14 protein-coding genes are annotated in these 13169 nt (G+C 45.1%); 1 reads left to right on the top strand and 13 read right to left on the bottom strand.

Annotated features, from left to right (window positions below; translation table 11 throughout):
* Nucleotides 1-206: 206 nt before the first annotated feature.
* From R3D00_17005 to ftsY, 9 genes are all read right to left on the bottom strand, one after another.
* On the bottom strand, nt 207-914 hold the full coding sequence (locus R3D00_17005; protein MEZ4774887.1) for an ATP-binding cassette domain-containing protein: 708 nt from the start codon (nt 912-914) through the stop codon (nt 207-209).
* On the bottom strand, nt 914-1144 hold the full coding sequence (locus tag R3D00_17000; GenBank protein ID MEZ4774886.1) for a fructose-6-phosphate aldolase: 231 nt from the start codon (nt 1142-1144) through the stop codon (nt 914-916). The genes R3D00_17005 and R3D00_17000 overlap by 1 nt, the downstream gene beginning before the upstream one ends.
* A 4-nt stretch (nt 1145-1148) precedes the next feature.
* Nucleotides 1149-1994 (bottom strand): hypothetical protein, encoded by an 846-nt coding sequence (locus R3D00_16995; GenBank protein ID MEZ4774885.1) that lies wholly within the window; start codon nt 1992-1994, stop codon nt 1149-1151.
* Between the two features lie 5 nt (nt 1995-1999).
* Nucleotides 2000-2689 (bottom strand): PspC domain-containing protein, encoded by a 690-nt coding sequence (locus tag R3D00_16990; protein MEZ4774884.1) that lies wholly within the window; start codon nt 2687-2689, stop codon nt 2000-2002.
* A gap of 75 nt (nt 2690-2764) precedes the next feature.
* Nucleotides 2765-4300: a bacillithiol biosynthesis cysteine-adding enzyme BshC gene (gene bshC / locus R3D00_16985; protein MEZ4774883.1), complete on the bottom strand. Its 1536-nt coding sequence runs from the start codon at nt 4298-4300 to the stop codon at nt 2765-2767.
* A 7-nt stretch (nt 4301-4307) separates the two neighbouring features.
* Nucleotides 4308-5474, bottom strand: coding sequence for a DUF445 family protein (locus tag R3D00_16980; GenBank protein ID MEZ4774882.1), 1167 nt, complete (start codon nt 5472-5474; stop codon nt 4308-4310).
* An 8-nt stretch (nt 5475-5482) separates the two neighbouring features.
* A complete protein-coding gene (locus tag R3D00_16975; protein MEZ4774881.1) occupies nt 5483-6625 on the bottom strand; it encodes a GWxTD domain-containing protein in 1143 nt (380 codons plus the stop codon).
* A gap of 17 nt (nt 6626-6642) precedes the next feature.
* A complete protein-coding gene (rimO, locus tag R3D00_16970) occupies nt 6643-7965 on the bottom strand; it encodes a 30S ribosomal protein S12 methylthiotransferase RimO (protein ID MEZ4774880.1) in 1323 nt (440 codons plus the stop codon).
* Between the two features lie 8 nt (nt 7966-7973).
* Nucleotides 7974-8939 carry a signal recognition particle-docking protein FtsY gene (gene ftsY / locus R3D00_16965; GenBank protein ID MEZ4774879.1) on the bottom strand — a complete coding sequence of 322 codons (966 nt, stop codon included), beginning with the start codon at nt 8937-8939 and terminating at the stop codon, nt 7974-7976.
* 147 nt (nt 8940-9086) lie between these two features.
* Between ftsY and R3D00_16960 the strand changes: the two genes are divergently transcribed.
* Nucleotides 9087-9788, top strand: coding sequence for a hypothetical protein (locus R3D00_16960; protein MEZ4774878.1), 702 nt, complete (start codon nt 9087-9089; stop codon nt 9786-9788).
* 86 nt (nt 9789-9874) lie between these two features.
* On the opposite strand, the gene R3D00_16955 is transcribed toward R3D00_16960, so the two are convergent.
* The 4 genes from R3D00_16955 to R3D00_16940 all read right to left on the bottom strand — a co-directional run bounded on the left by R3D00_16955 (nt 9875) and on the right by R3D00_16940 (nt 13161).
* Nucleotides 9875-10636 (bottom strand): T9SS type A sorting domain-containing protein, encoded by a 762-nt coding sequence (locus tag R3D00_16955; protein MEZ4774877.1) that lies wholly within the window; start codon nt 10634-10636, stop codon nt 9875-9877.
* A gap of 23 nt (nt 10637-10659) precedes the next feature.
* Nucleotides 10660-11091, bottom strand: coding sequence for a hypothetical protein (locus R3D00_16950; protein ID MEZ4774876.1), 432 nt, complete (start codon nt 11089-11091; stop codon nt 10660-10662).
* Nucleotides 11092-11250: 159 nt separating this feature from the next.
* Nucleotides 11251-12258, bottom strand: a complete 1008-nt coding sequence (locus tag R3D00_16945; protein ID MEZ4774875.1) for a glycosyltransferase family 9 protein — start codon at nt 12256-12258, stop codon at nt 11251-11253.
* A gap of 6 nt (nt 12259-12264) precedes the next feature.
* Nucleotides 12265-13161 (bottom strand): hypothetical protein, encoded by an 897-nt coding sequence (locus tag R3D00_16940; GenBank protein MEZ4774874.1) that lies wholly within the window; start codon nt 13159-13161, stop codon nt 12265-12267.
* Nucleotides 13162-13169: the final 8 nt, after the last annotated feature.

The raw sequence follows: 13169 nt of genomic DNA, 5'->3' as shown, positions 1-13169 counted from the left end.
CGAGAAAAACGACGGGTTAGTTGAGCACAGAACCATCGTTCCTTTACACACCAGACAAAGTAAAGGAGAGGATATCAGCCAATCTTAAATACATAAATATTTAAAAATCAAATACTTACAGAAATTCAATTTTGGAATCGGATTACACCTGCCAGGCAAACAGGTCATACGTATTTAAGGAGAATTAGCAGGAATGACCGGATCAATCAGAATGATTGACGCATTTGAGCAAGGAATGCTTCCGGATCTGGAAAATTGCGAATCTTTTTTTCCACCACTTCCAATACCCGGTGAGGGTATTGTTTGATTAGCGAATATTCATGGGTGGCCATCAGGACGGCAGTCCCGGATCGGTTGACCTTAAGAAGGATTTCCATGATATTATTCGTAGCCTCCGGGTCCAGGTTACCGGTAGGTTCGTCAGCGACAATTACCAAAGGGTCATTGATCAGAGCCCGGGCAATCGCAATCCGCTGTTGTTCACCACCAGAGAGTTGATGTGGCATGGCTACCCCCTTTCCAGACATACCGACACGCATTAATACTTCAGAAATTCTTTGTTTAATTTTGCCACGGTCAGTCCAGCCTGTTGCCCGGAGGGCAAAGTGAATATTATCCTCAACATTTCGATCCGGCAATAGTTGAAAATCCTGAAAAACAATGCCCAGTTTTCTTCGAAGAAATGGCAGGTTTTTATCAGAAATTTCAGATGCCACAAAATTATCGACCGATACGCGGCCTTTCCAGGGCGTAGCGTCTGCATAGATCATCTTGAGGATAGAACTTTTACCAGAACCCGTACGTCCGACCAAATAAGCAAACTCACCTAACTGAAGCTCAAAGTTAATGCCTACCAACGTAAGCCGGGGACCATAAGAAAGGTGGACATCTTCAAATTTGATCAGGGTACGCATCAGAGTTCAAATTTCTTCATCTTGCCATACTCGGTGAGATTATCAATAATATCATATAGCTTTTCGGCGATTTCCACACTTTTTACGACTTTGTCCAGCCGTTCTTTTCTTCCCGGACGGAAATAGCCAATCAGCGTAAGATTTTCATCTCTGAGTTGAATATAATCAGGGATTTTTGCTTTTCCCTTAACTTTCATCAGATAATAAACGGGCATGTCAGTGGTAATCATAGGATTAAGGTTGAATCCAGGCAGAATCTCCTTTGATGTAAATTGCCGCATTATTTTCGCTGGCGGGAATTCTGATACTGGCGGTGAAATTAACCTCTTCATTAACCCCCGAAGGTACATTTTGTTTTACCAACCAGGTTTCATCCCACCCTGATTTTCTAATAATTTCCCCGTCCTCGTTGAAGAAGCTCAATTCTCCGTCAATTTTATCCTGTGCAAATTCTCCGGTAATATACGGCATTCCGGAATTTTTAAAAACACCAAAGCCTCCATCCCGAAGATTCATATACAGGGTAAATACGCACAATTGGCTACCATCCGGTCTATAACGAGTCCACTTACCCATCTTAAAACCCATCATATATTCTCCGGTGACTTCAGGTATACCATTTTCAAAATACCTGACATAAGGGCCGCTGAGCCTTCCGTCCACATATTGAATCGACTCCCTTATCTGTTGACCATCAGGGTGATAGGCAATATATTCTCCTTCGGCAACACCTTCCTGAAAATTGACTGTTCGCTTTAAGGTTCCATCCGGGCGATATTCGGTAAGCATACCCTCAGGTTTTCCATTTTTCATCGGAACTTTTTTCCAGACAAACCCATCGGGAGTATAAAATCTTGTAGTATCCTCTTCTTTATCATCGACAAAAAAGTAGGTTGCCGTCAAGATGCCTTCTTCATTATATACCCGCATTTCGCCCTGATAATCACCGCTCCAACGGTCGCAGGCTACTTCATATTTACGGGTTCCATTAGGAAAATCTTCATAACAAATATTTTCTTCCTGCCGGCAGGAAAAGAGGCAAATCAAAAGCAAGAGATTTCCTGCGTATAGACGATTCATGATATTTACCTCACCGGGGGAATATTAGGATTGCGCAAAGGTGGTTTCTGGGCAATGCTGTCGTAATTAGCTGGCAGAACGATTGACAAAAGCAGGTAGATAAAAATCGGCATACCGATTCCCATAAAAAGGCCCGCGATAAATGCAAAGCGAATTAAAGCTGCAGAGATGCCCATATATTCGGCAATTCCTCCAGCCACACCGGAAAAAACGCGATTTGTACGGGAGCGGCGGAGCACTTTTTTCTGGCCGGGCCGATCATAGGTACGGGAACGCCGCTGATAGCGGGTATTGCTATTTGTATTTTGAGTTCTGGCAGCTTCTTCATTGACCGGAGGAGGTACAGGTTTGGTTTTCCGGTAGACATTCAGTGCAGGAAAATTGAGTTCCTTATCCCTAAACGCGAGTTTCATTGTTTTGAAAAAACCATATCCCAGCGCACCATACCCAATAATAGGGAGGATTGCATTAAGCGCTTCTATAAAATCGCCGGGTATAGCCCATTGGAAAGCACCTACCATTAACAAACCCGCACCAGCAATAAGGGCCATCATTCCGGCTGACCCAAGTTTGCTGTTCTGGTCTTTTTCCTCGTCTTCCTCCCGCTCGCGAATCTTCTCAATATCATCATACATCAATGAAGTATCAAAGTCGTCGGCGACGCTGCTTCTCCGTCTGTATCTTTCAGTTGCCATATATATTGTTAAATCAACTCTAGTTTACGTTAAATTTTCGATAAGTTTTCGGGAAAACCAAAGAAAACCTGTTACTCAGTCCAGTACGAGGTACTGATGGGAAAAATCGAGGGGCGAACAGGCCTCCCAGGCTGCAGCAATAATCTTTTCCGGTGCAATATCGGGAAAGGCTGCCAGACTCAGAATTCGCTCCTGCACCAAACCATCAGGCTGTATGGCCTGCTTGAGGTTTTCAATTTCCAAAAACGGACCATTATTCACAGATCGTTTTACCCGATGAATTTTTTTCTCCAGATTGGTGAAAAAATGATTCATTTTCACTTTCTGGCCTTCCACGGAGCGGGAAAGTGTTTGGGAAATCTCTGTTTCAATATACGATTTTAGTGCAGATATTTTATCATCAATTTCTGCTGAAAGCGACCTGAATGGCGTTTCGTCCCAAACCTGCGGCATATACTCTCGAAAAAGTTCATGCAAAGGTTTCCGTATGGCCTCCGGCCCGAACCCCAGTTTCTCCCATTCAGCCCATTCCGACCGGCGGAAAATCGTTGCTGACATACGCGGCAGAATCAGGGGAAGATTTACTCCGAAATGATCAAATACCCCTTTGAGCTGCAACCAGTAAGCGACTTCCCCCCACCCGCCAAAATAGGCAAGATTAGGCAAGATCATTTCCTGATATAAAGGGCGAAGGCTTACATTCGGGCTGATTTTTTCAGGATGAAGGTCGATGATTTCGTCAAGCTGGCCAGGCGTCAGATGGATATCGCGATCGACTACCTCAAACCCGCCATTGGCTGCAACGATACGATTTCTTCCCTGTGAATCACTGTAAAAAAGATTTATGTCTCTGGGCATAATCTGCTCCGGATACCCTTGGGCTACCAAAGCCGAAGATATGCGGGAGACTTCCCGGAAGGCGACAGACGACCGCACCTCTTCTTTCATTACTGCCCGAAACCTCGCTTTTAACCGGGGATCTGATGCATCAAGCATTACCACACCATAACTTCCAAACAGCTCATGCATAAATGCCCGGTAAGCCGCCTTTAGCGTTTTCCCGGGGACAAAAGAAGTGGCTTTTACCCCGGAAAAATGGGCGGGAACCAATGCCTCAATTCCTTGCTCCAGTAAATGTTCACCGACAGCCCCTTCAAATTTACCCGGATAGGTAATCTTGCGGTTAAATGCTGTAAAGAAATGATTGATTTCCTCGTAGTCGTGATCTTCAGTATGTATCCAGAAAATCGGGACAAAGTTTTTGTCCGGATACTGTTCCTTCAAGTCCTTCGCAAGCCGAATGGTACTGAGAACTTTATAGGTCGTAAAAAGCGGACCGCCATAAAGCGCCAACTGATGTCCGGTCGTGACTGTAAAAGTATTCTCTCTGGACAAAAGGCGGAGATTATCATTTACAGCCGCTATGGGAGGCAGTCCTTCATACTGATTGGATATGACCTCTGCAAGGAGGGGTCTGTCAATGGATTCTTTGCTTTTGGCAGAAATAATAGCAGCAAAATCCGGATTGCTCAACGGATATTGATAAAAGGGTCTCAGGGAAGCAGCGCCCGTGAGGTAATCGGTACGGATGTCAGCAGTCGCAGTTTTCAATCGAAAGTCAGGTTTGAGCGGGTGATTGGATTTTCTGATCGGTTTTCATGGCTTTCTGTTTTATCCGGAAAATCAGCACATCTATAGCCCAAAGCAAGGAGAAGCCAATCACATAAACAGCGCCCATCAGTTGTGGCTGCCAAATCAGGAGACCACCCAGGATACCCAATATGGTTCCCAAATACTGAATATATAGCAGTTGTTCATTGGTAGCTTCCCAGACCATACGCTCGAGTTTTGCCTCGTCAAAATGCGCCATTTGTTTTGCCAGCAGATCTGTGATATCAATCCGGTTGAGCAGATCAACAAATATATTCATGATTTGTTTTTCTGTATATCCTTTCTGGATGCGAACATAAGCTGCTACCCGGTCGAGTTGCTGTTCCATCTTCCCGATAACTTCCATGGCGATTTTAGGAATGTCCCTGACAATTTTGTCTATAATTTCCTGATAATCTTCCTTATTATATTTTTTATATGTCTGTAAAATAAACTTTTTCAAACCTGCATCCAGGTTGGTTTCCAGTCTTTGATCAATAACTTCCCGGATTTCTTTTCGCACATCTTCGCGTTGGGCGTATTCAGTCATCGAGTCAAAAATCATCATTTTGAGCATGGACCGCAACTCATCGTCTTGTATCAGGCCTGATGTGCCGTCCATTACGAGGTTGTTGACTTTTTTCACCAAACCAGTCTGCTCTACCCTCAAACGAATCAATTCTTCGTTGAGCACGTGTTTGTGCATGCCTTGCGCCAATGTGAAGATAATGCGATCGCGCTGTGCGGGAATCAGTCCCTGTCCCCAAACGGGTCTTTTCACTACGGGCCTGAACAACATCCGAATCGCAATGTAATTGGTACCAAATCCAATCAGACCACTCACCGAAATAATATAGAGTGCAGGGAGAATCTGCGAGGATTCATAAAAATTTCCGATCCCGGCGATCCATCCGGTTGTGGCGCCCATGCCCGCAGCCAGTTGCATGAGGAAAATACCGGAAAAGCTAATCAGACACAGCAAGGGACTGAACTGTAAAGCATACATCATCAGTCTTTTCCCGGGAGAGAGCCTGAACTTATTGAAAGAAACCGTATCGTCAGGCACAGGCCCCTTACGGAATAAACTTTCCAGATTGTAATGCTTTTGAAAATATGTTTTAAATGTATCGATCATCTCGGCAATTATTCGACCAGCACATAACGTTGGTTGCGTTTTTCAAATAAAAAAGATAATGACCATTTTCCATACGTCCACCTTTCGTATTCTTTCCCATTGATTGTCAACGATTTTATGCGTGGTTCTCCATATTGGATAAATATTCTTCCACGGTCTGTTTGCCAACCATCCGTCCCTTCGCCAAATCGCTCATTCGCCTGATAAATTTTGCGAAAATATGCTTCCATCATTTTATCTGCGTTTTCGCCATACAGTTCTTTCCAGACATCCTTAAATTCCACCGCTTTTACTTTTTCATCCGGAAACCGCAACAGTCTCTCCAGAATCTCTACCGGAACCGTGTACTCCATCATACGGATAGATTCGTCCAGATCGCTGAATATTTTCTTCTGAATATTGCCGCCAACCTCAAACCTTATTCCTTCATTGTTGAGTGGCTCATCATCATCGTATATTCTTATATCAAGGAGATACTCACCTTCAGAAAGGTTGGCAACGGGAATCACATCTTTAAATACAAGTTTCTGCCCTTCCGTTACATAAATGACCTGACTGGACTGATACATCGACTCATAAGCCTGGGTAGAAGTTGACTCCTGATTTTTTTGTTCTTTGTACAACACCGCGCGCACAGACAGGACTTCATATCCGGGTGCTTTTATTTCAAGATAGTAAAACAGGTTCTCGACGCCCTGGGAAATTGTTTTGCCGGGCAATGGAGCAAGAAATGCCTGCTGGAAACTATCTCTATAGCTCAGGAAAATATCCGAAACCTGGACCTCTGAAGCTGGATGTACGGTAAATGGCTCATCCAGTGTCAGCGAGACATGCGCGTCCAGGTCGCGGTCCAGAATATCTACATCGATTTCATAATCGTCGGGAGGAAGGGTAACCGGAATTGTAAAAACGATAGACTCATCGGTAGAGAGAGGCACTTCTTTCCGAAGGTAGGTGCGATAGCTTCCTCTTGGGCGAAAACGAATATCCGCCAGAAAGTTTTTTTGCTTGGCACTACTGGCAGTATAATGCAGGTACAAACGAGTGTTAAACACCTTGTCCAGGCTATTTTTCACCCCCAGTTCCCATTGCGCTTTAGTGGACAGAGAGAGCAGGCAGCTAATTACAAAAATGATGATCCTACGGGACATTCGGTCAAATTCAGAAACTAAATCCTTGCGATCAGGTCAAATTCCATGGCATCAGTAATTTTCACCGGGGTAATTTTACCTACCGGAAGCGATTCGCTGGTATAAATAATCACTTCATTATCCACCTCAGGAGAATCGGCCTCGGTTCTGCCGATAAAATAGTCATTTTCTTTGCGATCTACCATTACCGGAAGCATTTTTCCCACTTTCGCCCGGTTCAGGTCAAATGAAATTTCCTGCTGGACTTCCATAATTTCATCTGACCGTCGCTGTTTTTCTTCTTCAGGCACCAAATCTTCAAATTTTTCTCCGGCATGGGTATTCTCCTCGTGGGAATAAGTAAATACCCCCAGGCGGTCAAATTTTGCGTTCTCAACAAATTCCAACAATTCCTGATGATCGGCCTCGGTCTCTCCCGGATGTCCCACCAGCATCGTTGTACGCAGCGTAATACCCGGAACCTCATCACGGATACGGGCGATCAGATCTTCCGTTCGGGCTCTGTTAATCCCTCGCCGCATAGTTGTCAGGACATTGTCCGATATATGCTGAAGCGGAATATCGAGATAGTTACAGATATTGGCTCTGTCGCGGATGGTGGGGAGAATATCCATTGGGAAGCCGGAAGGATATGCGTAATGCAGGCGAATCCACTCCAGCCCCTCCACATCTGCCAGGGCGTTAAGCAGGTCATTGAGTCGCCTTTTTCCGTAAATATCGATTCCGTAATAGGTAAGATCCTGAGCAATCAGCATAATTTCACGCACCCCCTTATTGACCAGAAACTCTGCCTCTTTGACGAGAAATTCTATTTCGCGGGAACTATGTTTACCCCGCATAAGCGGAATCGCGCAGAAGCTGCAAGGGCGATTGCAGCCCTCGGCAATTTTGAGATAAGCGTAATGGCTGTCAGTAGTGGTACGCCTTTCACCGATCAGTTCATGCTTAAAATCGCCCCCCAGCGCTTTGACCAGATCGGGCATATCCATCGTCCCGAAATAGCCATCCACCTGCGGCATTTCTACTTCAAGGTCGGATCGGTATCGTTGTGAAAGACAGCCTGTTACAAATACCTTTTCTATTTCCCCGGCCTCTTTTTTATCGATGTATTCGAGAATCGTGTTGACGGATTCCTCTTTGGCCCGATCGATAAAACCACAAGTATTGATCACCACAATATTGGCTTTATTATCGGCCGCTTCATGGGTGGCTTTAAACCCATTGCCTGCAAGCTGAGACAGCAGCACCTCTGAATCGACGAGGTTCTTGGAGCAGCCCAGGGTGATGACATTGATTTTATCCTGCGCCTTTCGGCTATATTTCCGGCTATTGGTTCGCATTCGTAAGCTTACTGTTTGAACATGGATTCGATAAACTCAGTGGGAGCGAAGATTTGAAGATCGTCCATTGCCTCACCTACCCCGATATACTTTACCGGAATTTTAAAAATATCAGACACACCGATGACCACACCACCTTTGGCCGTACCGTCGAGTTTGGTTAGTGCCATAGCAGATACCTGTGTGGCTTCAGTAAAAGCAGTAGCCTGGTTGATAGCGTTTTGTCCGGTAGAAGCATCCAGCACGAGCAGTACTTCATGCGGCGCACCTTCCATGACTTTATTCATACTTCGCTTGATCTTGGAAAGCTCATCCATGAGATGTTTTTTGTTGTGAAGGCGACCAGCGGTATCTATGATGACGACATCATGGCCTTTATTCACGCCTTCCCGAACAGCTTCATAGGCGACTGCAGCCGGATCGGTATTCATGCCTTTGCTATAAAAATCCACGCCCACCCGCTCTGACCAGAGCTTCAACTGATCGACCGCTGCCGCGCGGAAAGTATCTCCGGCTCCCAGAAGTACCGACTTGCCGAGTGATTTGAAACGCCAGGCGAGTTTACCGATGGTTGTGGTTTTTCCCACCCCATTTACCCCAACGACCATAATCACATAAGGCATTTTTTTGCCGTCGGCAGAAAACTGAGGAATATCAAAATAGTCGCGGGAATCTGGATGCGATTCCAGAATCAGTTGCTCAATTTCATCTTTGAGTATAAAGTTCAGCTCTGCTGTACCTGCAAATTTATCACGGGAAACACGAGCCTGGATACGCTCAATAATGCGCAAGGTCGTTTTAATCCCTACGTCACTGGCAATGAGGATCTCCTCCAATTCGTCCAGCACTTCGTCATCGACCTTACTTTTGCCCAGGACAGCCCGGTTGAGGCGGGAAAATAAACCCTGTTTGGTTTTTTCCAATCCTTTGTCGAGCTTGTCTTTATTCTCTTTTTTCTTGAAAAAATTCAGCATTCTCTCCTTGGTGGTTAAATTTGGCAGCCAAATATAAGCAAAAATAAACCATTCTTCTTTCCGTTATGTTGGATATATCGTTGAGCGGGTTTGCAGAATTCCACACCTTTCGGGATATTTACCATTTATCAACAGAAACACCATACTATGAAAAATCCACTTTTCTACGTGAGCCTCGGGCTGATTGTTATTTTTTCGTTTATCCAAACGGCCACTGCGCAAAAATCTTTGTACAAACCACAGACTCATCAGTTAGATTTGCAGCTGGCGGGGGCGAACTATATTACAGATCTGGGAAATTTATACCAACCACTGCCCTTCAGTGTAAATTTGCTCAACGGGGCGCGATACACCTGGAACTATAGTCTTAAACATGCTTTGCGCGTTGGCGTAGCACATCGCCAGGCAAAATTTGAAAGCGGCCCCACATCCTACCTCAACCTCCTGTCCTATGAGTCGCAGAAAAAGGACACAGACTTCTCCATCGGATATTTGTACAAATATCATAAAGGGCCCTATCAGTATTTTCTTGGCATAGAGGCGATCTACTCACTGGGAGAGGTAGTAGAAGATGGCACATCCCCGGATTTTCCCTCTTTTCACAACGAATACATTTACAAAAATTATGGAGCCGGAGGTTTTGGCGGTGTCCGATACTTTCTCTCTCCCAATATTTCCGCAGCACTTGAAGCAGGCGTATATTATACTGACAACAAACATGTGTCGGGAGGTTATGGAGAACCTTATACCCGGGTTGCCTACAACGAGGAAATAGGCGTGAATGTCGCAGCTTCAGTAGGTATTCATCTGGTAAAAATGAAAAAACGCTGTACCTGCCCCAGGCATTAATAAAAAAACATGCCATCTCATTTGGGAAGGAATCCCGCCTGAAATGGCATGATAAATTGTTGCGGGTAAAAAAGGAGCCAACGCCCTTATTTCACGATTCTGTGGGTTTCTACCACACCCGTATTGCTAACAAGTCTGACCAGATACATTCCTTTTTCCAGATTAGAGAGGTCTATGGTTTTGCTCCCATTGATCAAGGTACTGCTCAGTTGCTGACCGGCAACGTTGAAAATCGTCATCTCACCCTGGAATTGATCTACAGTAAGATCACTCACTACGGGGTTGGGATACATTTTGGCTTTACCGGAGACCTCACCGATGTTTACCATCATTACTGAAGTAAAAGAGAAGGCTCCGTCAAAATCCACCTGACGTACGCGGTAATAGAGGCGATCTGCTCTGGGTGAGTGGTCAATAAATTCGTAGCTTGTCGGAGTATCTGTCGTTCCGGCACCTTCTACCTGGCCAAGTTCAGAAAACTCAACCCCATCCAGGCTGTTTTCAACCACAAAGTAGTCGTTGTTGAGCTCACGGGCCGTAATCCATGATACCGTTACGCTTGCAGTACCAGCAACAGCTTTAAAGTCCAACCATTCGACCGGGAAACCGCCAAAGCTGATGTTGGTGAATGCCGTGGTGGAAATGGCAATGTTATTGCTGCTGGTATTCCAATTACTAACATTTGTAAGTTGTGCCAGGGTGGTATTACTTCTCAATCCACCTGTCGTTTTGTAGGAAGCGCCATCGGTACTTGTGCTTGTATGCTGGATGGCTACAAACTCAGGAGAAAGAGGTGCATCAAGATCTGATTCAGGATTATTTCCCAGACCACTTGCATTGCCCCCCATTAAAACATAGCCAAAAATCTCCGCTACAGATCCGGCAGGGTTCGCTGCATTGTAGCGCGGAAAGCAAACAAAGGCTCACCGCCGCTCAATCTGAAATTACTACCTGCTGAAATGCTAAAAGAACCTGTAGGTGTAGCTCCACCGGAACGGGTCGCTGTAAGCGTGTTGGAACTTGTTTCCTCTGCTCTGATTACCTGTCCTTTGGGAATACCGCCGGCAGGCACAGTATAAGTAATGACCGTATTGTTTGTGCTGGAAACATTAAATGAATTGGATGAAGCCACATATGTACCATCCGTAAAATAGATAACATCGCCTTCTACAAGGTCGATCAGTGCGACAAAGGCAAATCCATCGTTGTTGTCAGTATTAAATCCACATAATGCCACTTTCTGAGCCTGAACACCAGTAGATACAAAAAACAGGAGAGCGAGGAGGGTAAAAGTTTGTTTCATATAAATGAGGATTACATGTTAAGAAAAACCACAAATTGTTTTGAATTATGACATTAAAATTATGTCATATTTGCCATATGTATAGATTGTGGGATTCGATCCGCCTAACGGACAGCCCCAACAGTAATTTGTGAAGCCCGATCAGATTTTACTACGAAATCAGAAATTACTTTCCAGGCTCTCCAGGACTTTTTCGGGTGTAAGTTTTCCCATACAATTGAAGTGTCCTTTGGGGCAGATATCAAACCCGATGCGGGTACACGGACGGCAGGAGACCTCCGTGTTTTCGAGGATATAACTTTCTGTTTTCCAGGGGGTCATGCCAAATTCGGGGACAGTGCTTCCCCAAAGCGAAAATACCTTCATGCCAAAAGCCGCCGCCACATGCATCAGGCCGGTATCGTGGGTCAACACAGCCCGGCAGGACTTCATCAATGCAGCAGAAACCATCATATCGTATTTCCCGACTGCATCCAAAACGGGCACGTCTAATCCGCCAATAATCGCTTTGGCTTCTTTAGTTATGTCCGGCCCTCCCAACAGGATGACCGGTTGCTGAAACCGGTTGAGCAGACTGGTGAAATGAACCGGAAGCCACCGCTTCGTCTGATGCGTGGCCCCCAGTACAACAGCCAGACAATCACCCGAAAAGTTAGTACCGGCATTTCTGATAATTTCGGCAGCTTCGTTTATAGCTGCATCGGACAAAAAAAAGTCCAGGCCTGCCGTGTCCGGGGTAATCCCGATCTTTCTCAACACCTCGTGATATCTTTCCACTATATGGGAAATGGGCTTAATCTGCCTGCCGGTTTTCACCAACAAAATTTTGGCAAAATTGGCTTTATCAAAAGAGATGTGAGGTGCGCCCAATGCCCATTTTACCCGCTGACTGCGGAGGTTGTGGTGAAGGTCCAGAATCAAGTCGTATTCCTCTTCTTTCAGACGTTTCAACTGAAGCCTGAGGGGAGATTGCAGTTCATGGATTTTATCCACATAGGGATTGGTCGCAATCAGATGTGCATAGGCGGGTTTAGTGAAAAAGTGAACTTCAGACTGAGGATAAGCACGCTTCAGGTTGCGCAGCACAGGTGTTGTAAGCACAATATCACCGATAGAGCTAAACCTAACCACAAGGATTTTGGGAGAGGAATTACTGATTTTCAACATCCTGCATTAATTAAGATAATCTTTCAGAAAATCGAGAAAAGCCTGGTCTTCACTTAATGAAAAAAATGCATTTTTGCCCGAAAGGCTCATTTCACAGTGTAAGCTGTTGAGTGCTATGCCTTTTATCTCTACAGAATCAGGCCAAAAACTTAACTGCCCGCGAAAGAGATCGAGTTTCTTATCGCCAAACAGGTTGCTATGTACAATCATTCCCGGCTTATCGTGTTCGAGCAAATAACAACCGATTTCTTTATTGAGCCCGGCGTAATACAAATCGAGATTTTCGGATAATGGTTCGTGGTACCGAATCCCAATCACATCTGGAGAGTCCCAGTCAAAATCACCCATGAGCTCATGCGGAAACCCGGCAAAAACAATATCACCGGTAAACCCCTCAAAAGAAGTTTTCAGTTCTCCGACAAAACGCAGAAAATCTTCCCGGTAGAATGCAGGATTCATCCAGATTCCGGAGAAAACAATTGCTATTGGCGGGTAGTCATGAGTGCGAAGCAGAATGCCCGATACATCTGAAAGATAATGCGCAATCCGGGCATTTTTCAGCGGATAGTTTTGCGGGTTATCCAGCGGAAAACAAAGGACATAGGGAATATTTTCAGTCTGAAAAACCGTTACCAATGTATCGATGGTATGTTTTTCATAATACCGGAAATCCGAGCCGGTATGCCGGGCGGAGAGCTCAAAGGGAAATTCTATCAGCCAGGCATCCAACTGAAATCTGCGAAAGGTTTCCATATTGTCGATGACGACAGATGCCCCGCAATTTTTATCTATGGTTACCCCTGAAAAAACCGACACCTTCTGTATCTCCGGAGAGGAGGTACAGGCATATAACAAGAGGCAAAGCGTGAGCATTGCAGCCCTGAAAACATTCGTAATCAGCAAAATACCTC

The sequence above is a fragment of the Bacteroidia bacterium genome, from assembly GCA_041391665.1.
Taxonomy (GTDB): Bacteria; Bacteroidota; Bacteroidia; order J057; family J057; genus JAGQVA01.
Note: the sequence above shows the minus strand (reverse complement) of the source record. Positions and strands in the feature narration are given on the sequence as shown.